Origin of the sequence: Phenylobacterium immobile (ATCC 35973) (genome assembly GCF_001375595.1) — a bacterium.
Taxonomy (GTDB): Bacteria; Pseudomonadota; Alphaproteobacteria; order Caulobacterales; family Caulobacteraceae; genus Phenylobacterium; species Phenylobacterium immobile.
The window spans coordinates 140661-163492 of the sequence record NZ_CVJQ01000001.1; the positions used below are offsets into that span (position 1 = coordinate 140661).

Genomic DNA, 22832 nt, shown 5'->3' on the forward strand with positions numbered 1-22832 from the left:
GCGGCCCTGCCGCCGACGATCAATCAAGGCTGGCCCCCCAGACGCCCGGTGCATTAGGTAGACGCCAAGGCCGATTGAGAAGTCGTAAAGCGGGAGTATGGGTGAAGATGACGGCGGCGGAAAACCTGCTCGCGGCCTATCCCAAGACGCGCCCGCCCCTGCCGGACGCGATCCGGGAGATTTACGACCGGCAGTTCCTGGAGAACCGCTCGGGCGCGACCCAGGCGAGCTCGCTAGCGCAACGGCTGGAGGGCTGGATGCATCGCCAGGTCGCCGCTGACGTGCGCGAAGGCGTTCGGGGCGCGACCCTGGAGTTGGGCGCAGGCACGCTGAACCAGCTAGGCCACGAGCCCATGGTCGGCGAATACGACATCGTCGAGCCCTTCGAGACGGCCTACTTGGGCCAGCCGGGGCTGGCGCGCATCCGCACCGCCTATCCCGATATCGCGGCGGTCCCGGCAGAGCGTCGCTATCGCCGCATCACCACCATCGCCGCTCTGGAGCACGTCTGCGACCTGCCCGTCGTGCTGGCGCGCGCGGCTCTGTTGCTCGAGCCCGACGGCGAATTGCGCGCGGCGATCCCGGCCGAGGGTGGATTTCTCTGGACGCTCGGCTGGTCGCTGACCACCGGGCTGGAATTCCGGCTGCGACATGGCCTGAATTACGGCGACCTGATGCGCCACGAACACGTCAACCAGGCGCGTGAGATCGAGGCCCTGGCCAAGGCGCTGTTTGAGGACGTGTCGGTGAAGAGCTTCGGCCTTGGCCGGCAGTTGTCGCTCTACAGGTTCTTCACAGCTTCAAAGCCACGCCTGGGTGTGGCCCGCGCCTGGCTCGCCCGATACGCGGCTTAGGTCCGCTGGCCCTGCAGGATCAGCAGGAAGCCCGACAGCATCAGCGCGTAGCCGGCGGCGAAACGCCAGCCCAGCGGCTCCTTGAAGAGCGCCCAGGCGATCACGGGCACCAAGCCTGAGCCGATGATCGAGAAGGCGTATGCGAGCGACAGCGGCGTCCGCATCAGGATGTAGAACCAGAGCAGCGAGGTTGCGGCGTACCAGGCGAAGGCGCCCATCAGCGGCCAGTTGGTGATCATCTTGACCACGAGCGGCCCCTCGAGACGCGCATGGTAGAGGGCGGCGGCCTTGAACATGATCTGGCCTACCGGCAGGGCCAGGGAAAAGCCCGCACAGAGCAGCGCATCTTTCCAGGTCACGAGGTCAGCGCCTTCTCGCCCCGGCCAAGATCGGCGACCGCCCGCAGATAGGGGTGGATTGGCCGGCTGGGCTGGGACAACACGTCGAAGTTCAGCGATTGCAGCAGCAGCTGAACACCCAGGATGATCGGCAGGGCCGCCATCATCACGACGCCCGCAGGCGCCGCCGTGCCGACCTCCCGCGTCGCCAGGTAGCTTAGGCCGTAGATCAGGCCAAAGGCGATCGCGGCGATGCCGAAGACGAACTGCAGGCTGGCGGCGTTGAAGTCGCGCACGAAGTATTGGCCGATCACCCGCTTGCCGAAATTGCGCAGGTGTTTGGCGGCGAAAGGCAGGACCGCAGCCCCGATTTTCAGATTTGATTCTTCATCGGCGTAGCGCGCCGGCATCGCGACGTCGCGCACCACGGCGCGCAAGGTCCCCAGCTGGTAGAGCAGGTCGGTCTCGAAGAAATAGCGCCGTTCGATCCGGCGGTTCTGCAGCAGGTGCGCGACCTCGGCGTCGATGGCGGTGAAGCCATTTGTGGGGTCGAAAACGCTCCAGTAGCCGGTCGACAGCTTGGCCATGAAACTGAGCGCGGCGTTGCCGAACAGGCGCACTCTGGGCATGCCGCTCAGGTGGCTGGTCGAGGTGAAGCGATTGCCCTTCGCGTAATCGGCCTCGCCCAGGATGATCGGCGCGACCAGGGCGGCCAGGTAGTCCAGGTCCATCTGGTCGTCGCCATCGACCTTGACCAGGATGCGCCCGCCGCGCCGCGCGGCCTCGGCGTAGCCGGCCAGGGTCGCGCCGCCGACGCCGAGGTTTTCAGGATTCTTAAGCACTACGACGCGAGGGTCGGCGCACTCGGCCTGCACCAAGGCGCCGGTGTCTTGCGGGCAGGCGTCATCGACGCAGACAATTCCCGCAACCCAGGTCGGCGTCCTGGCGATGACCTTGAGGATTTGCGCGCGCACCCGATAGCAGGGGATGACCAACCAGACGGCGGCGTCGCGGAGCGACGTCGGGGCGGCGATGGAGCGCGGTTGCGCGTCAGGCATGGTCCTGCGCTAGCATGACAGCCCAGACTTGCCCAGGAGCTGCGCCCTTTGCGCAAAAGGGCGGCCTCTGTTACCTCCCGCCGCTTGCGCGGAGGATCGATGGACAGCGCCACATACATGCTGAGGACCGGCCGGCGCGGGACGCTGTTCGAGTTCCGGATGGCCTGGCGTGACCTCGCCGCCTCCATCGGCAAGCTGGGCCTCGCCTGGTCGCTGGCCTGGCACGACGTCCGCTCGCGCTACCGCGGCTCGATCCTGGGGCCCTTCTGGATCACCCTGTCGATGGGCCTGATGGTGCTGGGCATCGGCTTTCTCTACGCGCGGCTGTTCGCCATACCGCTGCAGGAGTTCCTGCCCTTCGTCGCCATCGGCATCGTCACCTTTGGCGTCATCACTGGCGTGGTGACCGAGGGGTGCGACACCTTCGTCGCCGCGGCTGGCATGCTGTCGCAGACCAGCCTGCCGATGTTCACCTTCGTCTGGCGCACGCTGCTGCGGAACCTGATAAACTTCGCCCACCACCTGGTGATCATCGTCGCCGTGCTGGTGATCTATGGCTATTGGCGCACGGCCGACGCGCCGCAGGCGCTATTGGGCGCGGCGCTGCTCGTGCTCAACGTCTCTTGGATGAGCCTGCTGGCGGCCATCGCCTCCTCCCGGTTCCGCGACATTCCGCCGGTCGTCACCTCGGCGATCCAGTTCGCCATGTTCATGACGCCGGTCTTCTGGCGTCCCGACCGTTTCGGCCAGAACCATCTGGTGCTGACCATCAACCCCTTTTTCCACATGCTGGACGCCGTCCGCGCGCCGCTCCTAGGGACTCCCGTCGCGCCGCTGAGCTACCTGGTGCTGACCGCCATGGCTCTGGTCGGCTGGGCCGTCACCTTCAGCCTGTTCGCCATCACGCGGCGCCGGATTGTGCACTACCTATGACGGACCAGGTCTCCATCAGCTGCCGCGACCTGACGCTGCGCTTCCCCGTCTATGGCGTCGACGCCAAGTCCCTGAAAAAGCAGCTGGCCCGCGTCGCCGTCGGCGGCCGCGTCGACCGGCGCCTGACCGGGGTGACCGAGGTCACCGCTCTTTCCGGCCTGAACCTTGAGCTCAAGGCCGGCGACCGGCTGGGGCTCGTCGGCCATAACGGCTCGGGCAAGACGACACTGCTGCGCGCGCTTTCGGGCGCCTACCAGCCCGACGAGGGCGAGATCGAGGTTCACGGCCGCATCGCCGCCTTGCTGGACCTGAACCTCGGCGTCGATCCGTCGGCCAGCGGCTACGATAACATCCGCATGCGCGGCCGCATCGCCGGCCTCACCGCCCGCGAGATCGACGCGAAGATGGACGAGATCGCGGCCTTCACAGGCCTTGGGCCGTTCCTCGCCATGCCGGTGAAAACCTATTCCGCCGGCATGCAGGCGCGCCTGGCCTTCGCCGCGGCCACCGCCGTCGAGGCCGACGTCCTCCTGATGGACGAGTGGATCGCCGTGGGCGACGCCGACTTCCAGAAACTCGCCCACCAGCGTCTTCTAGGCCTGGTGGAACGGGCCGGCATCCTGGTGTTGGCCAGCCACGAGGTCGACCTGCTGAAGCTCTACTGCAACAAGGTCGTGCGCCTCGAAGGTGGGATCGCCTCCGAAGTCGTGCCGATCCGCCGGCTGAACGAACTTCTGGAGCGCTAGCGCGTCTTGGTGACCCGCAGCGCGTCGGCGATGGTGCGCTCAAAGACCTGGGGATCGGTGTCGCGGGCCAGCCGCGCAAGCGCCGCTGCGCGGACAGCGCGCCAAACGGCGCCGTCCGTATAGAGCTGAGCGCAAGCCGCGGCGAAGGCGTCGGCGGTGTCCCCGACCAGCATCTCGCGCCCGTCGCTCCAGCCAAGCTGCCCCGCCAGGAGGCCCGTCGCGGCGACCGGCAGGCCGGCGGCGGCCGCACCATGGATCTTCATCGGAATGCCGGCGGCGAACCGTGTGGGCGCGATGAACACCCGGGCCTGATCGTAGAGCGGTCGCAAGTCGTCGACGCGACCCAGCACCTGGACCCGCGGACCGGCCAGCGACCGCGCCCGGCCCGCGGCGTGACCGGCGACCTTCAGCCGCCAGTCGCCGCCGATCCGCTTGTCGAGCAGAGGCATGATCTCCTCGACGAAGTAGGCGAGCGAGTCCGCGTTAGGCCCGTAGTCGTCGTCCAGCGCGCCGACGAACAGCAGGTCGCGGCGGTCTTCGAAGGCGCTGGCGGTGGGGTCGGCCCTTAGCGCATGGCCCAGCACGCGGACATCGCGCGCGCCCCCCTCCCGGAACGCCTGAGCTTCGGCCGCGCTGACCGTGAGCACCATCCGCGCCGCCCGCGCCAAGTCGAGCTCGGCCTTCAGCGCCCTTGAGGGGTCGCCGCTGGAATCGCGCACGGCGAAGATCGCCTCGGCGTCGTAGATCACCCGCTCGCGAGCTATGAAGGTCGGCGCCTGCGAGAGCGCCTGGAGGAAGAGCTCCATATTGTGCGGCCGGCTGACGATCACCGCGTCGTAGTAACCGGCGCGCTCGCGCAGGAACTGGACGAGGCCGGCCTGGCCGCGTTCGGCGGCGATCTCGACGTCGGGCGGCAGGAATTCGTAGGCCGTCTCATAGTCGGCGTCGGCGTAGACCAGCGGATAGAGGGTCACAAACCAGCTGGCGCTGCGCGCGGCGCGCAGCAGGTCGACGGCGCGAGGGTGGCCGGCGCCCAGCTGGGGGTTCGGGACCTGGTCCTCGATGATCAGCAGGCGACCACCCCAGTCATCGCGCATCCGCGCATCCAGCCTGCGAGCCGCGTGATCGCGTTGGCGGGCGAGCGCTTCGGCATGTTTGGCGACGAACAGCTTGCGGTTGCGCGCCTGCAACGCCTGGCCCGAGGCCGCGCTGGAGCTGGCGAACTCGAAGTGGGCGATCTCGATGGCCGGGTCGTAGGCGACGCGGCGGCCGGAAGCCCAAAGGCGCAGGCAATAGTCGGTCTCTTCGTAATAGGCCGGCGCGAACGCCCGGTCGAAGCCCTCCAGCGCCTCGAACACCGCCCGCGGCGTCATCAGGAAGGCGCCGGAGACATAGTCGACGTCCCGGCGGAACTGGAATTCCGGCGCGAACGGATCGTCGCCGCGGCCGAAGCCTGCGCAGGCGCCGTCACGCCAGACGATGCTGCCGGCCTCCTGCAGCGTTCCGTCCAGGAGGAGGATCTTGCCGCCGATCGCGCCCAGGTCCGGCTCGGCGTCGAGACGCGCCGCCGCGTGGGCGACGGCGCCCGGCATGGTGCGAGCGTCGTTGTTGAGGAACAGCAGGTAGCGACCCTTGGCCATCCGCGCCGCCTGGTTCGCTGCGCGCAGGAAGTGCTTGTTCTCGACATTGCGGACGATCCGCGCGCCATCGATCCGGTTCAATAGGCCGCCGGTCTGATCGCTGGAGGCGTTGTCGACGATGATCACTTCGGCCGGAACGTCGAGGGTGAACTTCAGCGCGCGCAAAGCCTGGTAGGTCAGCTCGGCTTGATTGAAGAGCACGAGCAGGACGGAAACGACGGGCGCATCCTGGGTCGGCAGGACCAGCCGCTCGCCGCTGGCCAGGAAGGCGTCGAGCTCGGTCTGGCACTGGCTGCGGAAGCCAGCCTTTCGCTCGTCGGGGGTCTCCAGCACATATCGATCAAGTCCGAAGGCGGGCTTTGGCCGGCGGCCAGGCAAGAGCACCGCACGGCCGCCGTCGGTCAGGCATCGGCGCAGCATCGCCGGGGCGCTGGCCCGGATCAGGGTCTCCGGCGCGGAAAGTCCTCCCGCATGCCCGGCGCGCGCCCAGCGCAAGCCCGCCAACTCGCAGGCGTAGAAGATCAGCCGCTCGACCGCATGAGCGAGCGTGCCATCCTTCTGGCCGGCCTCAGGGTCGAAATCCTCGACGGTCAGATCGAGGTCCAGCAGGGGCTTCAGCGCCGCCGTGCGAGCCCAGAACATGGCCCCGGCCGGGAAGTCCAGAGGGCTGTCCGGGCTGAGTGCGACGCCCAGTCGCTCGGCCAGATCGCGGGAGGCGGCGAAGTTGTCGCCCCAGACCATGTGCGGGCGCACCGCAGCAAAGGTGCGCGGCGCCAGGACGCCGAGGTTCGGCAGGCGGGTAAAGGCCTCGACGACGCCGCGCACCAGGTCCGGCGAGCCAAGCAGGTTGTCGAGCAGGAACTTGCGCCATCCCGCCAAGGCGTCGGTGTGGGTCGACAGCTTGGTGTGCAGGAAGAGGACCAGCTGATAGCGGCCGAGCACATCGCGGAATCCCGTGATCTGCGGAGCGATGTTGCGGCCGCGGTTCGGCAGGACGCGGATTTCCGTGCGCCTTGGCCAGTCGAAGAAGGCGGCGGCGCAAGCCAGGCGCTTGGCCTCTGTGTCGGTCGAGATGAAGATGTCGGCCGGATAGGGGATGTTGCGCAGGTGGGCGATGATTTCCGGCAGCACCGCGGGCTCATAGGCATGCAACAGCACGGCGATTTTCGGCGGTTCGGCCAGGACGCCCGAGGCGTAGTCGAGGGGCAGGTGCAGGACCGGCTCGCCCTTGGGATCGGTCATGGCCGGCGCCGGCAGCCGGCCACCGGCGCGGTGCAGCCCCAGCAGGATCGGATGGCCGATGACGCGCAACACCCGGCGCAGGCCTGGCCGGTCCATGGCGTATTCGCGGATGCTGCCCGCCAGGCCGACAAGGGCGCCCAGCGTTGCGGCGCGAAGCCGGGCGCTCATGCGGCAAGCCAGTCGACAAGGCCGGTCTTCGCCATCCAGGCCAACGCCAGCTCCATGCGCCGGCGCTCCGCGACAGGGAAGTTCGCCAGGATGTCACGCACGGTCATCGGCCCCTGCGCCTGCAACAGAACCAGCGCTTCGCGACATGATCCGACGCCGGACCGCCAGCCGGAAAAAACCTTGTCCAGCCGCACGGCCTCTGTCGCCAGCACGTCGTCCGGCTGGACGCCCGCCGACAGGGCCAGGCGCGTGTCGAGGCCCAGCGTCTGGGTCGCGAAACCCGCGAAATCCATGAAGGGATCGCCGCGCACCGGATCGCCCCGCCGGCTGGAAACCTGAACGCCAACCGCGGCGCGCATCTCGCCGAGCCCGGCGGCCAGCGCGGTCACCTGTCGCGCGATGACTGGCCAGTCGAACGTCTCGCGGACGCGGGCGCGACCCGAGGCGCCCATGCGCCGACGCAGGTCCTTCGAGGCGAACAGCGCCGCCAGCGCCTCGGCGGCGCGGCCGATGTGAACAGCGGTGTGCTGGGCGACTTCGCCGACATAGGTTTGGTAGGAGTCCAGCTCCAAGGCGTGGCGAAGGCCCATGGCGGACCCGGTCCCGCCGCTGGTTGGCCCGCCGAGCGTCGGGATCAGATAGCCGTCGCGCCCATCGCGAACCGTGTAGCGGTAGCCGTCCCAGTCGCTGGCCACGACCGGGAGGCCGGCGGCCATGGCTTCCAGCGGCGTGATGCCGAAGGTCTCCTGAATGTTGTCGACCAGGGACAAGAAGACGTCCGACCCGGCCCAGAGGTCGGCGATCCGGCCGCGGTCGTTGCCGTCCAGCTGGTGTAGAGCGACGCTGGGCGCACAGGCCGCTGCGGCCTCGAGATAGAGACCGCGGTCGTCGGGCCGCGGAAACCAACCGACCATGGCGAAGGCGACCTTAGCGCCGCTCTGCGCTGCGGCCCGCTCCAAGGCTCGCAGCATCGCCTGGGGAAATGCCTTCTCGAAGAAGGACAGCCGGCCGACCCAAAGCACGAGGATGTCGTCTTCGCCCAAGCCCAGCTCAGCGCGCAACGTGGCGCGCGCTCCAGGCCGATCAGCCTGCGCCGCGATGCGGTCGGCGTGGACGCCCAGCGGGATCAGCGGCAGGGCCGGCAAGGGCGGCGCGCGGCCGCCGAACCGCTCGACGAGGCTTGCGCCCCAATCTTCCAGCAGGGCCCGTGTCGCCGACTGGACCGAAGGCGAGGTGCAGATCAGCGCGTCCCACGGGTGAACCGGGGCGGTGACCGCCCGTGCGATCGAACCGCGCAGCGCCGGCGGCGCCAGGGTGTGGATCAGGCCAATGAGGCTCCAGGCGGCGTCATCGCCAGCCTGGCGGCGCATCCAGGCCATCTCCTCCAGATAGGGTTGGCCGCGCAGCAGAACCCCGGAGGCGCGGGGCGCGGCGGTGCTGAGGATCGAGCCCGGCGCAATCGCCGCGCCCGCCGCCCCGTCCAGCAGGGCGCGTTCGATCTCGCCCTGGTCCCCGTCGTGCGCTGTGAGGATATCCAGAATGTCGAGGCCGCCGTGCCGGGCCAGGGCCTGGAACAGCTCAAGGTTGGCCACATCCTTGCCGAAGGGATTGGTCTTGGTCCCGAACCGGCCGGCGGGATGAAAGATCGACAGGCGCGCCACGCCTTCGCGCTTAGCATGGCGATAGTGTCGCCTAAAGCAGACAGAATATCGCTCAGCGGTGAAGCTGGCTATTGTTTGGGCATGATCGAGTCCTTCTTGCGTAAGATGATCCGCGTGGGCGACCTGACCGTCGAACTCGCGGGCGGCGAAACCTTCCGGGTCGGAGATGGGTCGGGCCCGCCGATCGTCGTGCGGGCGAACACCGCCACCTTGCGCCGCATCGCGATGCGGCCAGGGATCGCCTTTGGCGAGGCCTATATGAACGGCGACCTGGTGATCGCCCAGGGCGGCCTCTGGGACCTTCTGCAGGTGGTGGGCCAGAGTGACGCCCGCGCGGTCAAGCCGGGGCGGGGCTCCTGGTTCAAGCAGCTGCGGCGCGCCATCAAACGGGCCACCCAGCAGGCCAACGGCCGCGTCGCCAGCCGGCGCAACGTGGCCCATCACTACGACTTGTCCAACGACCTCTACCGGCGCTTCCTCGACACCGATATGCAGTATTCCTGCGCCTATTTCGCCCGACCCGACATGACGCTGGAAGAGGCTCAGGCCGCGAAGAAGGCGCACATCGCCGACAAGCTTCGGATCGCGCCTGGCATGCGGGTGCTGGACATCGGCTCGGGCTGGGGCGGCATGGCGATGACGTTGGCCCGCGACTACGGCGCCAGGGTGACCGGCGTGACGCTCTCGGTCGAGCAGTTGAGCCTCGCCCGGGAACGGGTCGCTGAGGCGGGGCTGGCCGACCGCGTAACCTTCGAGCTTCGCGACTATCGCGATCTCACCGAGACCTACGATCGGATCGTCTCGGTGGGCATGCTCGAGCACGTCGGCGCGCCGAACTTGGCGGGCTACTTCTCAGGCGTGCGCAAGCTCCTGGCTGAGGACGGCGTCGCGCTGATCCACTCGATCGGCCGCATGGAGGGCCCTAGAGCCACGAACGCCTTCACCCACAAATACATCTTCCCCGGCGGCTATGTGCCCGCCATGTCGGAAGTGACCGGGGCCATTGAGGAGGCGGGCCTCTGGATCACCGATGTCGAGATCCTGCGCTTACACTACGCCGAGACGCTCAGGCATTGGCGCGAGCGATTCATGGCTGACCCCCAGATCCCTGACCTATATCCCGCGCCGTTCCGACGGATGTGGGAGTACTACCTGGCGGGTTCCGAGCTGGGCTTCCGCTGGTCGGGGCACATGGTGATGCAGTTCCAACTCGCCCGCCGCCTCGACGCCCTGCCGATCACCCGGGACTATATGCTCGCCGGGGACCTGAGGCTTCGGAACTGAAGCAACGCCGGGTGGATCGCCCTAGGCGGCCGGCCACGACGAGCCGAAGCCGACACCGGAATATGGGCGCTAGAGCTTCGGCAGCAGCGCGACGGCGTCAGGGATCTCGTTGGGGTTGTCACCGGGTCTGACCGGGAAATGTTCGGCGAGGATGTCTGCGCATTGGGCGATCGCCGCCGTCAGGCCGGCCGCCGCGTCACCGCGTTTGACGCCATCGATCAAGGCCGCCATCGCGCCATCCCAGGCCGTCTGGTCGACGCGGGCCGCGATGCCTTCATCGGCGACGATCTCGGCCATGTGCTCTGCCGCGGAGACATAGATCAGCACTCCGGTCCGCTCCCGTGTCAGGTGCAGATTCTTGGCGAAAAACTGTTCCTGGGCGCGCCTGCGCACCCGCCCGCGCTTCAGGCTGCGCGAGGCCAGGGCCAATCTCACCGAACCGGTGCGCACGATCAGGGCCGTCGCCGCGAACAGCACCATCTGCAGCACCAGCGCCGCGCCGAGAGCCTCATGCGCCGCCGCTTCGGCGGCGCGGCCGACCTGGGCGGCGCTCCACCCTTCAAAGATGTCGGGCACGCTCACCTGGACGCCTGTGACGAACAGGATGGCCGGCGCCGCCAGGGCGACGATCGCGCCCCAGGCCAGTGGAATTTCGCCATAGTCGGAGCTCTCGGCAGCGACCACGCAATAAATCTCGCCCGTCGTGCGCGCCTCCGCGGTCCGCACTGCGTCCTCGACGATGGCCAGCTGGCCCGTATTGAGCAGGGGTTTGTCGGCCATCACCAGCTTCCCGAAGATCCGCCGCCGCCGAAGGAGCCGCCGCCGCCGCCGAACCCGCCATCGCCGCCGCCTCCCCAGCCGCCACCACCGCCGCCGCGACCGCCGCCGCGACCGCCCGACAGAATGATTGGCAAAAGCCACCAGGCGGAGCCTGCGCCGCGCCGTCGCCCGCGGGTCAGTCCGCCGATGATCCAGAAGAGGATCAGGATGATGAAGATGATGGGAAGCCCGAGGCCCTGGTTTTGGCTGGGTTTGCCCTGCGCCTGGGCCGCGGCCTGAGCGGCGCGGGCGCTCGCCTGGTCGGCGGGCAAGGCCAGCTGCTGAATCACGGCTTCCGCGCCGGCGACGACGCCTTGCTCCATCTTGCCCTCGCGGAAGGCGGGCAGGACGGCGGTCTGCAGAATGATGCTCGACATGGCGTCGGTCAGGATAGGCTCAAGGCCGTAGCCGACCTCGATGCGGACTTTCCGCTCCTTGGGCGCGACGAGCAGGATCGCCCCGTCGTCCTTGTCCTTGGACCCCAAGCCCCAGGTTCGGCCAAGCTGGTAGCCGTAATCCTCGATCTCATAGCCTTGCAGGTCGGGGACTGTGGCCACCACCAGCTGGCGCCCAGTGGTCGCTTCCAGATTAGCGAGTTCGCCGTCCAGGCGCTGTTCGGTCTGCGGCGACAGCATGTCGGCGCCGTCGATCACGCGCCCTGTCAGGGCCGGGAAGCTCGGCGCCGCGATCGCCGCGGCGCCCGTCATCCAAAACAGCGCGGCGACAAACAGGCCGCGCAAAGCGATCATACCGGCGCTACTTCGACGGCGGCAGAGCGGCGGGCGCGGGCGGCGCCGGCTGATCAAAGCTGACGCTAGGCGCGGATTGCGCCGTTTCCGTCGCCGAGAACAGCACCATGGGCTTTGAGCTCGCATAGGCGGTCTTCGCCCACAGCACGCCGGGGAAGGTGCGCAGCGTCGTGTTGAAGTCCTGGACGGCGGCGTTGTAGTCGCGGCGCGCGATGGCGATGCGGTTTTCGGTGCCTTCCAGTTGGCTCTGCAAAGCCAGGAAATTCTGGTTCGACTTCAGGTCGGGATAGGCCTCCTGCATCACGCGGAAGGGCGATAGCGCCATGGTCACATTGTTCTGCGCCGACTGGTAACGCGCCATGGCCTCAGGATCAGTTGTAATGGAGGCGTCGGATTTCGCGCGCAGCGCGCCGGCGCGGGCCTCGGTGACCCCGATCAACACCGAAGACTCTTGGGCGGCGTAGCCTTTGACCGTCGCCACCAGGTTGGGGATCAGGTCGGCGCGGCGTTGGTACTGGTTCTGCACCTCGGCCCACTGCGCTTTGGCGGCCTCTTCCTTGGTGGGGATGGTGTTTACCCCGCAGGCCGAGAACGCCAGCGGCGCGACTAGGGCGACGGCGATCGCGAGCCACCGGCGGCGGATCGAGCTGAAAAGAGAGCTGTTCACGAGGCGCATCTCCGGAAGGCAGGCAAAAGCTTGGGCGTGCGCATATGTGGGCTCACCCTTGATCCTTGGCAACGCCCGGCGCATGCAGAGGTTCTTGTCGGCGAAGTCGGCAGGACGTTTCGGGGGGAACGGCGCGCCATGGCCCACACGCGGCCCTACTATGCTCAGGGGGGTCTGAGCGCAGCCTACTATGATCTTCTGACCAGCCTGGACCCGACGGTCGCGGCGGACATTGATGTCTACGCGGATCTGGCGGCGCCCGGCGCCGATCTTCTGGAACTGGGCGCCGGATCCGGCCGACTGACTTTCGCCCTGGCGGAGCGAGGGTTTTCCGTCACCGGCGTCGACATCGCGCCCGCCATGCTCGACCTCGCGCGCGCGCGCCTGGCGACCGTCGATGCGACCGTCGCGGCGCGCATCACCCTCAAGCTCGGCGATTTGACAGCCTTGCATCTTGGCCGGACCTTCGACGCGGTTTTCTGCCCGTTTCACACCCTCGCCCATGTCCCGGCGGGGCAGGCCTGGCGCAACGCCTTCGCGACAACAGCGAAGCACCTCCGCCCTGGCGGCCTGGCGGCCTTTCACCTGCCGTCCCTGGATGTGATGGCCGCCCTGCCGCCTGTGAACCCGACGATCGCCGTGCTCGACCAGGCGACGCCCGACGGCGGGCGACTGCAGCTTTTCGTCCGCGACCGCACGTTCCGCCCTACTCAAGGCCGCCTGGACCAGGTCATCGAGTACCGCGCCACCGACCTGCGCGGCGCAACACGCATTTCCGCCGAACGGCTGGTCTTCTACATGACCCAGCCGGATCCTTTCGCCGCCGCAGCCGGGCTTGTCGCCGACCGGCCGCCTGCGCCCATGGGCGAGGCCGGGGCGATCCACATCTTCCGCAAGACCTGATCGCGCCGCCAGGCGCCGGCCGTGATCTCGCCGGAAAGTCGCGCTAGTGTGGCGTTATGAACAAGCTGCGCATTCTGGCGGCGTCGCTGGCGCTCATGGCGCTCGCCGCCTGCACCACCGTCCGCAATCTCGACGCGGCGAACGACGTCCACGCGCTCCTGCTGTCGATCCGCGACAACGACCAGGCCGCCTTTGACCGGCACGTCGACCGGCCGGCCCTGAAGCGCGAACTCCAGACCAAGGTGATCGACAAAGCCGTCCGGCGCGACAGCACGGGGCTGGCCGCCTTTTTCGCCCCCGCACTGGCGGACATCGCCGGCGAGGCCCTGCTGCAGCCCTACGTCTTCCGGCTGGTGGCGGAGCACTATGGGTACCGTCCGAACATGGCGATCCCTGGCCCGCTGGCGATCGCCAGCGTGCTGAAGCCCCTGCCCGACGGCCGGGTCTGCGCGACCCGCAAGAAGAACGGCCCGTGCGAGCTGACCTTCGCCAAGCTGGACGGCGCCTGGCGTCTCACGGGGTTCGAAGGCGATCCCTCGCTCTTGAAGCTCAAGCCGTAACGGCGCTTCCTCTTCGTCTTCAAGAGGACTAGAAGCCCGGCCCTCCGGGCCTTAGGCGAAAACGACATGGCGAAACCCCCTGGCCCCCGCGGCCCCACCCAGCGCCAACTGCGCGCCGGCGAGCTGATGCGCCATGCTCTGGTCGAGGTGCTGCGCGAAGAGGAAATCGCCGATCCGGAGCTGGCGGGCCTGTCGGTGACCATCACCGAGGTGCGGATGAGCCCCGACCTGCGCCACGCCATCGCGTTCATCGAGCCGTTGGGCGGCGAGGCCGGCGGCCTTACCGGCGCCCAGGTGGCCAAGGCGATGAACCGGCACGCCAAGTTCCTTCGCGGACGCCTGAGCCGCCAGATCGACATGAAGTTCACCCCGGACCTGAAGTTCCTGCACGATGAGACCTTCGACGAGGCCGCGCGGATGACGCGGCTGTTCGCCGACCCCAAGGTGCGCCAGGACCTGACGCCGGACGCACCGTCGGACAGCTGGAAAGACGACAACTAGGGTGGGCCGCCGCAAGAAGGGCGAGGCCGTCTCCGGCTGGATCTGCCTCGACAAACCCTACGCGCTTGGCTCGACGCCGGCGGTCGGCAAGGTGCGGCGCATTTTTGACGCGCAAAAGGCCGGGCATGCCGGCACACTCGACCCTCTGGCCACCGGGATCCTGCCGATCGCGCTAGGCGAGGCGACCAAGACTGTCTCCTGGATGGTCGACGCCGCCAAGTCTTACCGCTTCACCATCGCCTGGGGCGCGACCACCACGACCCTCGACGCCGAGGGCGAGGTCACGGCCCGTTCAGACGTTCGACCTTCACAGGCCGACATTGCGGCGGCGCTCGCGCCCTTCGTCGGCGAGATCGCCCAGATCCCGCCGGCCTATTCGGCGATCAAGGTGGACGGCGAGCGGTCCTACGACCTGGCCCGCGCCGGCGAAGCGGTCGAACTGGCCGCTCGGACAGTGCGCATCGACGCCCTGCGCCTGATGGCCGCCGAGACCGATTTCGCCACCCTGGAAGTGGACTGCGGCAAGGGAACCTATGTCCGCAGCCTGGCCCGCGACCTGGCGGCCGCGCTGGGCGCGGAAGGCCATGTGAGCATGTTGCGGCGAACTCGCGTGGGGCCCTTCACGGAAGCCACCGCCGTTACGCTGGAAATGCTGGAGGATTTAGGGCATAAGGCCCGCCAATCGGAGGCCTTGCTTCCGGTCGAGACCGCGCTGGACGACATCCCGGCGCTGGCCGTGACCGATGAAGACGCCTTTCGGTTGAAGCAAGGACGATCCATCGTCCTCCTTCCCCGACAGCAGGAGGCTGTGCAGGCCAGGCTCAAACCTGGCTCCCGCGCTGTTTCCGCCATGATGGGAAAGACGATGGTGGCGCTCTGCGAGATGCGTGATGGACGGCTCGAACCGTCGCGCGTCTTCAATCTTTAACCAGAGCGGAGAAACCCGATGTCGATTACGCCCGAACGCAAGGCCGAGGTGATCAAGTCCCACGCCCGCGGTGAAGCCGATACCGGCAGCGCCGAGGTCCAGGTCGCGATCATGTCCGAGCGCATCTCGAACCTCACCGAGCACTTCAAGACCCACAAGAAGGACAACCACTCGCGTCGCGGCCTGCTGAAGCTGGTCTCCGCGCGCCGGTCGCTCCTCGATCACCTGAAGAAGTCCGACACGGACCGCTATCAGAAGCTGATCGAAACCTTGGGTCTTCGTCGCTAAAGATATCCCGGTTTGGATTTCGCCCCGTCCGTCTCCCGACAAAAATTGGGACCAGATGGGCGGGGCGGTCCCTTTCGGACCTAAGACACGCTGCTCCTCCGTACAGGCCGGGGGACCGATGCAGCCACCGGAGCCCGCAGTTGGCTCCGCATACACGCCGAGGGCTCCATAGAAGTCCTCATGCGCCTGTCCATTGGAGAGGATTTCGGAAGTCCGAGCCCCTGTCCGTCCCCGTCGGGAATACGCCCGCGGGATCAGAAAGAAAAAACCCACATGTTTGATATCAAGCGCAAGACCATCGAGTGGGGCGGCAAGACGCTCACGCTCGAAACCGGCCGCATGGCCCGTCAGGCTGACGGCGCCGTCCTGGCCACCTACGGCGAGACCATGGTTCTCGCCACCGCCGTCTTCGCCAAGAGCGCGAAGCCCGGCCAGGACTTCTTCCCCCTGACCGTGAACTATCAGGAAAAGTTCTACGCCGCCGGCAAGATCCCCGGCAGCTTCCCGCGTCGCGAAGGCGCGCCGAGCCAGAAAGAAACCCTGACCTCGCGCCTGATCGACCGTCCGATCCGCCCGCTGTTCGTCAAGGGCTTCAAGAACGAAGTCCAGGTCGTCACCACCGTGCTGGCGCACGACCTCGAGAACGATCCCGACATCGTCGCCCTGGTCGCGGCCTCGGCCGCCCTGGTGATCTCCGGCGCCCCGTTCATGGGCCCGATCGCCGGCGCCCGCGTCGGCTTCGTGAACGGGGAATACATCCTCAACCCGACTCTCGATGAAATGAAGGACAGCCAGATGGATCTGGTTGTCGCCGGCACCAACGACGCCGTCATGATGGTCGAATCCGAGATCCAGGAGCTGAGCGAAGACCAGGTCCTGAAGGGCGTGATGTTCGCCCACGCCGGCATGCAGCCGGTGATCGACGCGATCATCGAACTGGCCGAACACGCCGCCAAGGAGCCCTTCGACTTCCAGCCGGAAGACACCGACGCCCTGAAGGCCGAAGTGAAGAAGGAAATCGGCGGCGACCTCGTCAGCGCCTACAAGATCATGGCCAAGACCGAGCGCCATTCGGCGATCTCGGCCGCCAAGGCCAAGGCCGTGAAGACCTTCGCCAAGTCGGATGAAAACCCGGCCGGCCTGGACCCGCTGAAGCTGATCAGCGTTTTCAAGGAGCTGGAAGCCGACATCGTCCGCCGCTCGATCCTCGACACCGGCGTGCGCATCGACGGCCGCAAGGTCGACCAGGTCCGCCAGATCGTCGGCGAAGTCGGCGTCCTGCCCCGCGCCCACGGCTCGGCCCTGTTCACCCGCGGCGAGACCCAGGCCCTGGTGGTCGCCACCCTGGGCACCGGCGACGACGAGCAGCTGATCGACGCGCTGGAAGGCAAGTATTACGAGAAGTTCATGCTGCACTATAACTTCCCGCCGTTCTCGGTCGGGGAAACGGGCCGCATGGGCGCGCCGGGCCGCCGCGAAGTCGGCCACGGCAAGCTGGCCTGGCGGGCGATCCGTCCGATGCTGCCGGACTACGCGGACTTCCCCTACACCATCCGCCTGGTCTCCGAGATCTTCGAATCCAACGGCTCGTCCTCGATGGCCTCGGTCTGCGGCTCCTCGCTGGCCCTGATGGACGCGGGCGTGCCCCTGAAGAAGCCGGTCTCCGGCATCGCCATGGGCCTGATCCTCGAGTCCGACGGCTTTGCGGTTCTGTCCGACATCCTGGGCGACGAAGATCACCTGGGCGACATGGACTTCAAGGTCGCCGGCACCGCCGACGGCATCACCTCGCTGCAGATGGACATCAAGATCCCCGGCATCACCGAGGCGATCATGAAGCAGGCCCTGGCTCAGGCTAAGGGCGGCCGTGATCACATCCTCGGCGAGATGAACAAGGCCATGGAGGCGCCGCGCGCCGAATTGGGCGAGTTCGCGCCGAAGATCGAGACCATCAAGATCCCGGTCGACAAAATCCGTGAAGTGATCGGCTCGGGCGGCAAGGTGATCCGCGAGATCACCGCCGAAACCGGCGCCAAGGTCGACATCGGCGAAGACGGCACGATCAAGATCGCCGCGGCCGACCAGGGCAAGATCGACGCCGCCCGCGACTGGATCAGGTCCATCGCTTCCGAACCGGAAGTCGGCGCGATCTACACCGGCAAGGTCGTGAAGGTCGTCGACTTCGGCGCCTTCGTGAACTTCTTCGGCGCCAAGGACGGCCTCGTCCACGTGAGCCAGATCTCGAGCGAGCGCGTGAACAAGGTCTCCGACGTGCTGAGCGAAGGCCAGCTCGTGAAGGTCAAGCTCCTCGGCTTCGACGATCGGGGCAAAACCCGCCTGTCGATGAAGATCGTCAACCAGGAAACGGGCGAGGACCTGACCGCCAAGCAAGGCGCCGACGCCGACGCCGAATAGGCTTCAGCCAAGGTTGAATGTGAGGGGCGGCCGCAGCGATGCGGCCGCCCTTTTCATGTCAGAACTGGCCGTAGCCGCGGCCCGGTCTCGCCTCCTCGCAAGGCGGCCGGAGGTAAAGACGAAAAAGCCCGCCGTCGCCGGCGGGCCTTTCAGGTTAGCGGTGGCGGATCAGCCGCGCAGCTTGCGCAGCAGGACCTCGACGTCGCGGGCGATGACTGGATCCTCGGCCTTAAGCGCCTCGATCCGGCGCACGGCGTGGAGCACGGTAGTGTGGTCGCGCCCGCCGAACCGGCGGCCGATGTCGGGCAGCGAGCGGGTGGTGATCTGCTTGGCCAGCCACATGGCCACCTGGCGCGGGCGGGCGACCGCGCGGGCGCGGCGCTCCGACGTCAGGTCGGCCTGCTTCAGCTGGTAGTGCTCGGCCACCGTCTTCTGGATCTGGTCGACCGTCACCTTGCGTTCGGTGCAGGACAGGTGCGGTCGAAGGATCGTCTGGGCCTCGTCCAGGGTCAGCTTGGCCACCTCGCCGCCCACGCGGGCCACGAGGGTGTTCAGAGCGCCCTCCAGCTCGCGCACGCTGTCGGTGAAGCGATCGGCAAGGAACTGCAGCACCTCAGGCCGGGCGACCGCCTGGAAGCGGCCCTGCTCGCCCAGCGTGACCAGCTTGCGTTCCAGGATGCCCAGGCGCAGCGTCCGATCCGCCGGCTCGATGCCGCAGACGAGGCCGGCCTGCAGGTGCGAGCGCAGCCTGGGCTCCATCTCCGACAATTCGATCGGCGAGCGATCGGCGGTCATGACGACGCGGCGGCCGTCCTCGACCAGGGCGATCAGGGTGTGGAACAGCTCTTCCTGTGTGCTGGTCTTGCCGGCGACGAAGTGGACATCGTCGATCAGCAACAGGTCGGCCGCGCGTAACTCTTCCTTGAAGGCGGCGATCTGGCGGTCCTGGACGGCCTTGACGAAGGTCGAGGTGAATCGCTCGGCGGAAAGATAGACGACCTTCTTCTCTGGGGCCGTGCGCATGGCCTCCCAGGCAAGCGCGTTGAGCAGATGGGTCTTCCCGAAACCATAGGACCCGTGGAACACCACCGGATTGAAGTGCCCGTCCGCCCACGACGCCACCCGGCGGGCGACGGCGAAGGCGAACTCATTGGCCGGACCTGGCACGAAGGTGTCGAAGGTGAAGCGTTCCTGCAAACCCAGCTGGCGGCCATGACGGCCGGTCGCCGAGAGGCCGGAATTGAGAATGGCCGACGCCAACGGATCGATCGCAATCGAGACGGGCTGGGCCTCGATCTCGAACACGCGCGGCTCCGCCGTCAGGGCGTCGGAACCGGCGGCTTCGAACTCCACACGTGACGTCAGCTCCAGCGGGCGGCCCAGCGGGTCATGCTGCAGCCACACCTCGCCGATACGGCGCCAGGCATGGCGGCGAATCCAGTCGCGCGCGACGCCGGTCGCGGCGACCAGACACAGCTTCTCCCCAGTCTCCCGAAGCGCGGCTTGGGCGAGGTAGGACTCGAACGTCGCCTCCCCCAGCTCGTGCTTCAGCACCTGGCGCGCCCCGGTCCAAACTGCCGACGCGGCTTGCGTCGTCACGGCTCCTGCGGCTCCCGTGCTGAACATTCTTCCCAACCCCTTTAATCTCTAGCGGCCGCCCGGCCCCCACGCCCAAGGCGACAAATTTCATAACCTCCCCAACATCTTAAGGCGGCCGTACGCAGCGCGCACAAAGCCTCTGGCCGGCGAGATACACGCTGCGCCGACCCTCGGTATTGATCCGAGATCAGATGGAAGAGACGTCCTTAAGGCCCAGACTAAATGGGGGCCGGGAGGGGTCAACGGTGATTCTTAACGGCGGCTAGCGATATTTCCGTTGACTCAGAACGACCCCTTTTCGGGCCTAGGAAAAAGCTCGGCCGTCACTCCGGGGGCGGACAAAATTTCTGGTTTCGGCGATATTTCGAGGCCGGCGCGAGCGGCGGATTTCCCGAGACAGGCGCGCAAAAAAACAGCGCCCGAAGGGGCGCTGTCGTCCGTGACATCTTGATGTCAAACAAGCGTTAGATCGTCGCAATCGCGACGGAAGCGCACCGATCAGGCGACGGCGAGCTTCTTGAGGCGAGCCGCCAGGCGCGAGACTTTGCGCGAGCCGGTGTTCTTGTGAACCACGCCCTTGGACACAGCCCGCATCAGTTCCGACTGCGCCTTGACGAAGGCGTCCTTGGCGACCGTCGCGTCGCCGGCGGTGACGGCTTCTTCGAACTTGCGAAGGAAGGTCCGCACGCGCGAACGACGGGCGGTGTTCACTTCGGTGCGGCGAGCGATCTTGCGGACCGCCTTCTTGGCGCCGGGCGTATTGGCCATTCTAACAGCTCTTCAAAACGGAAACCCGCGCCCCATGGAGGGCGGCGAATAAGGAGGCGCGGATATACGCAAAGGTCCCCCGCCGGTCAAGGCGAGGTTCGCGTCACCGCCCGGTGAACTTCGCCGGACGCTTCTCGAGGAAGGCCGCCATGCCCTCCTTCTGGTCATCGAAGGCGAAGAGGGAATGGAAAAGCCGGCGCTCAATGGCGAGCCCGGCCGCCAGCGGCGTCTCCAGGGCGACTTCCACCAGCTCCTTGTTCATCATCACGGCGAGCGGTGAGAGCGAAGCGATCTTGGCGGCGGCGGCGACGGCCTCCTCGATCAGCTTGTCGGCGGGGACGATGCGGGAGACGAGGCCCGCCCGCTCGGCCTCCACGGCGTCCATCATCCGGCCGGTCAGGACCAGGTCCATGGCCTTGGACTTGCCCACCAGGCGGGTCAGGCGCTGGCTGCCGCCCATGCCGGGCGCGACGCCCAGTGTGATCTCTGGCTGGCCGAACTTGGCGGTCTCGGCCGCGATGATGAAGTCGCAGCGCATGGCCAGCTCGCAGCCGCCGCCGAGCGCAAAGCCCGCGACCGCGGCGATCATCGGCTTGCGGAAGGCCTCGATGCGGAGGATGGCGGCGGTGAACAGGTCCCGGCGGAAGGCCTCGGCGTAGGTCTTGTCGGCCATCTCCTTGATATCGGCGCCGGCGGCGAAGGCGCGTTCCGATCCAGTCAGCACCACGCAGCCGACGTCGTCGTCAGCCTGGGCCGCATCAAGCGCCGCGCCGAGGTCGGCCAGGACCTGGCTGTTCAGGGCGTTCAGCGCCTGGGGGCGGTTCAACCGGATCAGCAGGACGCCCTCGGCGGGCGTCTCAAGCAACAGGGTTTCGTAAGTCACGCGCATCTCCGCCAACAGGTTAGAAACTTACGGGCCCTCGACCCGATAACCAAGGGCGCGCAGAGCGCCCGGCAGGCCGTCAGGCCCCACGAGGTGACCCATGCCGACGACGACGACTGTGCGCCCCCGGCCCCTTAGCCGGTCATCCAGGATCGCGGTCCAGCGTCGATTGCGGGCGGCGACAAGTCGGGCGTAGAGGCCCGGCGAAGCCTCCCGAAGGGGCGCCACCGCCTCCTTTTCCAGCGCGGCTATATCCCCCGCCAGCCACGCCTTAAGGATTCTCGCGTACTCGTCCGGGCCATCGGCCAGCTCATCCAGCGTCTGGACCAAAGAGGCCAGCTGTTCGGCCCGCGGGCCGTCGGCGAACAGGGCGATCTGCTCGGCCGGCGTTTCGAAGGCCTGAAGCTTCGCCCTCGCCGGCGCCTCCGCCATCAGGGCGCGTTCGACGCCGTCGTCCGCCGAGGCGTCGAACCGGCGGAAGGCGGCGGCGCCTAAGACCACCTCAGCCATCCAGGGCTGCAGCTGGTCGAGGTAGGAAAGGTCGACGCCATAGTCCGCCGCGACGGTCTTGAGGCGCGCGGCGTCCGCGGGCGTCAGCAGTTTTGAGAGCGTCTGACCTTGCGGCAGGAAGCTGCGTTGGGCGGCGAGCGCCGCAACCTCGCCCTGGGCAGCGGCGTCCAGAGGCAGTTCGAACCAGATATCATCGGCCTTGGCCATGGCGCGCGTCAGCCGCCGAGGCTTCCACGCCAGGGCCTTCGGCAAGACGTGGATCGACCCGAACAGCACCAGTTCGGAGTCGGCGTCGCGCACGATCCACACGGGCGGCTCGGCCCGAGCTTGGCAGGCCCCCAAGAGCAGCGCCAGGCCCAGCAGCGCCGACTTCCAGGTCACGTCTGACAGACCGGGCAGTAGAAGGTCGAACGCCCGCCTTGCACCTCACGGGCGATCACGCCGCGGCAGGCGTCGTTGGCGCAGGGCTCGCCCACCCGGTCGTAGACGCGGAAGCGATGCTGGAAATAACCCAGTGCGCCGTCGGCGTGGGCGAAGTCGCGCAAGGTGGAGCCGCCGGCGGCGATAGCCTCTATCAGGACCTCGCGGATCACGGCGACAAGGCGGGCCAGGCGCGGCTTGCTGATCCGCCCAGCCGGCTTGAAGGGCGAGATGCGCGCGCGGTTCAGCGCCTCGCAGACATAGATGTTTCCCAAGCCGGCGACGATCCGCTGGTCCAACAGAAGCGTCTTCGGCCCCTGGACGCGGCCAGCGAAGGCGGTCTTCAGGCGCTCTGCGTCGAAGGCGTCGGACAGCGGCTCAGGCCCCATCCCCGCGAACCAGGGGTGGAGCGCGAGCGTCGCCGTGGGCGCGATGCCCATGAAACCGAACCGCCGCGGGTCGTAATAGGTCACCCGGGCGCCCGCTTCGGTGGTGAAGACCACATGGGCGTGCCTTTCTGAAGGCGCAGCAGCGTAATGGAAGTCGCCGGGGCGCGGCGCCCCCTGGGCGAGGGCGATCTCGAAACGCCCGCTCATGCCGAGGTGCATGACCAGGGTCTCGCCGCGGTCGAGGTGGGCGAGCAGATACTTCGCGCGCCGGTCCAGGCGCTGGATCACCGCACCGGCCAGCGATTGGACAAACCCTTCCGGGAAGGGAAAGCGCAGGTCTGGGCGTCGTTGTTCGACGGCCGCCAGGCGCTGGCCCTCCAGCACAGGCTGCAGGCCGCGCCGGACGGTCTCGACTTCGGGAAGTTCGGGCATGGGTCAGGCTTCGCAGCTTGATGGTCCCCGATCAATCTCCTTCGGCTGGCGTACGGCGCGCGCGGCCGCTAAGACCA

Annotated in this window: 22 protein-coding genes; 10 read left to right on the forward strand and 12 right to left on the reverse strand. The window is 67.6% G+C overall.

What is annotated here, in order from left to right; translation table 11 throughout:
* Positions 1-101: 101 nt before the first annotated feature.
* On the forward strand, positions 102-854 hold the full coding sequence (locus BN1313_RS00660) for a class I SAM-dependent methyltransferase (RefSeq protein WP_141653053.1): 753 nt from the start codon (positions 102-104) through the stop codon (positions 852-854).
* On the opposite strand, the gene BN1313_RS00665 is transcribed toward BN1313_RS00660, so the two are convergent.
* Positions 851-1213: a hypothetical protein gene (locus BN1313_RS00665; protein WP_091735169.1), complete on the reverse strand. Its 363-nt coding sequence runs from the start codon at positions 1211-1213 to the stop codon at positions 851-853. The two genes, BN1313_RS00660 and BN1313_RS00665, sit on opposite strands and share 4 nt — an antisense overlap.
* On the reverse strand, positions 1210-2250 hold the full coding sequence (locus BN1313_RS00670; RefSeq protein ID WP_091735172.1) for a glycosyltransferase family 2 protein: 1041 nt from the start codon (positions 2248-2250) through the stop codon (positions 1210-1212). The genes BN1313_RS00665 and BN1313_RS00670 overlap by 4 nt, the downstream gene beginning before the upstream one ends.
* 99 nt (positions 2251-2349) lie before the next feature.
* Here BN1313_RS00670 and BN1313_RS00675 point away from each other — a divergent pair, with 99 nt between their 5' ends.
* Entirely contained in the window at positions 2350-3183 is an 834-nt protein-coding gene (locus BN1313_RS00675) for an ABC transporter permease (RefSeq protein WP_091735175.1), read from the forward strand.
* Complete coding sequence (locus BN1313_RS00680) at positions 3180-3929, forward strand: ABC transporter ATP-binding protein (RefSeq protein WP_091735178.1); 750 nt, start codon at positions 3180-3182, stop codon at positions 3927-3929. Before BN1313_RS00675 ends, BN1313_RS00680 begins: the two co-directional genes overlap by 4 nt.
* Here BN1313_RS00680 and BN1313_RS00685 read toward each other — a convergent pair.
* Entirely contained in the window at positions 3926-6979 is a 3054-nt protein-coding gene (locus BN1313_RS00685) for a rhamnan synthesis F family protein (protein ID WP_091735181.1), read from the reverse strand. The genes BN1313_RS00680 and BN1313_RS00685 overlap by 4 nt on opposite strands.
* Positions 6976-8640, reverse strand: a complete 1665-nt coding sequence (locus BN1313_RS00690) for a glycosyltransferase family 4 protein (protein WP_245620043.1) — start codon at positions 8638-8640, stop codon at positions 6976-6978. Before BN1313_RS00690 ends, BN1313_RS00685 begins: the two co-directional genes overlap by 4 nt.
* A 105-nt stretch (positions 8641-8745) precedes the next feature.
* On the opposite strand from BN1313_RS00690, the gene BN1313_RS00695 reads away from it, so the two are divergent.
* Positions 8746-9924 (forward strand): class I SAM-dependent methyltransferase, encoded by a 1179-nt coding sequence (locus tag BN1313_RS00695; protein WP_342666784.1) that lies wholly within the window; start codon positions 8746-8748, stop codon positions 9922-9924.
* A 69-nt stretch (positions 9925-9993) separates the two neighbouring features.
* On the opposite strand, the gene BN1313_RS00700 is transcribed toward BN1313_RS00695, so the two are convergent.
* Genes BN1313_RS00700 through BN1313_RS00710 form a run of 3 tightly spaced genes read right to left on the reverse strand, consistent with a single transcriptional unit; the run spans position 9994 to position 12159 of the window.
* Entirely contained in the window at positions 9994-10704 is a 711-nt protein-coding gene (locus BN1313_RS00700) for a TPM domain-containing protein (protein ID WP_091735184.1), read from the reverse strand.
* Positions 10704-11492, reverse strand: coding sequence for a TPM domain-containing protein (locus tag BN1313_RS00705; protein ID WP_091735187.1), 789 nt, complete (start codon positions 11490-11492; stop codon positions 10704-10706). The genes BN1313_RS00700 and BN1313_RS00705 overlap by 1 nt, the downstream gene beginning before the upstream one ends.
* Before the next feature lie 7 nt (positions 11493-11499).
* Positions 11500-12159, reverse strand: coding sequence for a LemA family protein (locus BN1313_RS00710; protein ID WP_425414979.1), 660 nt, complete (start codon positions 12157-12159; stop codon positions 11500-11502).
* A gap of 138 nt (positions 12160-12297) precedes the next feature.
* Here BN1313_RS00710 and BN1313_RS00715 point away from each other — a divergent pair, with 138 nt between their 5' ends.
* From BN1313_RS00715 to pnp, 6 genes are all read left to right on the forward strand, one after another.
* Positions 12298-13062 (forward strand): class I SAM-dependent methyltransferase, encoded by a 765-nt coding sequence (locus tag BN1313_RS00715; RefSeq protein WP_091735193.1) that lies wholly within the window; start codon positions 12298-12300, stop codon positions 13060-13062.
* Between the two features lie 56 nt (positions 13063-13118).
* Positions 13119-13622, forward strand: a complete 504-nt coding sequence (locus tag BN1313_RS00720) for a DUF2939 domain-containing protein (protein ID WP_091735196.1) — start codon at positions 13119-13121, stop codon at positions 13620-13622.
* A gap of 66 nt (positions 13623-13688) precedes the next feature.
* A complete protein-coding gene (rbfA, locus tag BN1313_RS00725) occupies positions 13689-14123 on the forward strand; it encodes a 30S ribosome-binding factor RbfA (RefSeq protein ID WP_091735198.1) in 435 nt (144 codons plus the stop codon).
* Position 14124: 1 nt separating this feature from the next.
* Positions 14125-15051 carry a tRNA pseudouridine(55) synthase TruB gene (gene truB, locus BN1313_RS00730; protein ID WP_091735201.1) on the forward strand — a complete coding sequence of 309 codons (927 nt, stop codon included), beginning with the start codon at positions 14125-14127 and terminating at the stop codon, positions 15049-15051.
* Between the two features lie 18 nt (positions 15052-15069).
* Positions 15070-15339 carry a 30S ribosomal protein S15 gene (gene rpsO / locus BN1313_RS00735; protein ID WP_091735205.1) on the forward strand — a complete coding sequence of 90 codons (270 nt, stop codon included), beginning with the start codon at positions 15070-15072 and terminating at the stop codon, positions 15337-15339.
* Positions 15340-15612: 273 nt separating this feature from the next.
* Positions 15613-17754, forward strand: a complete 2142-nt coding sequence (gene pnp / locus BN1313_RS00740; RefSeq protein WP_091735208.1) for a polyribonucleotide nucleotidyltransferase — start codon at positions 15613-15615, stop codon at positions 17752-17754.
* 168 nt (positions 17755-17922) lie between these two features.
* Here the strand turns inward: pnp and dnaA are convergent, their stop codons facing one another.
* The 5 genes from dnaA to mutM form a co-directional block, all read right to left on the reverse strand.
* Complete coding sequence (dnaA, locus tag BN1313_RS00745) at positions 17923-19380, reverse strand: chromosomal replication initiator protein DnaA (RefSeq protein ID WP_091735211.1); 1458 nt, start codon at positions 19378-19380, stop codon at positions 17923-17925.
* Between the two features lie 471 nt (positions 19381-19851).
* Complete coding sequence (rpsT, locus tag BN1313_RS00750) at positions 19852-20121, reverse strand: 30S ribosomal protein S20 (RefSeq protein WP_091735214.1); 270 nt, start codon at positions 20119-20121, stop codon at positions 19852-19854.
* Positions 20122-20224: 103 nt separating this feature from the next.
* The gene (locus BN1313_RS00755; RefSeq protein WP_091735217.1) at positions 20225-21010 is read right to left on the reverse strand and encodes an enoyl-CoA hydratase; all 786 of its coding nucleotides are present in this window, start codon (positions 21008-21010) and stop codon (positions 20225-20227) included.
* Between the two features lie 21 nt (positions 21011-21031).
* Positions 21032-21895, reverse strand: a complete 864-nt coding sequence (locus tag BN1313_RS00760) for a TraB/GumN family protein (RefSeq protein ID WP_176695852.1) — start codon at positions 21893-21895, stop codon at positions 21032-21034.
* A complete protein-coding gene (gene mutM, locus BN1313_RS00765; protein ID WP_091735224.1) occupies positions 21892-22755 on the reverse strand; it encodes a bifunctional DNA-formamidopyrimidine glycosylase/DNA-(apurinic or apyrimidinic site) lyase in 864 nt (287 codons plus the stop codon). The genes BN1313_RS00760 and mutM overlap by 4 nt, the downstream gene beginning before the upstream one ends.
* Positions 22756-22832: the final 77 nt, after the last annotated feature.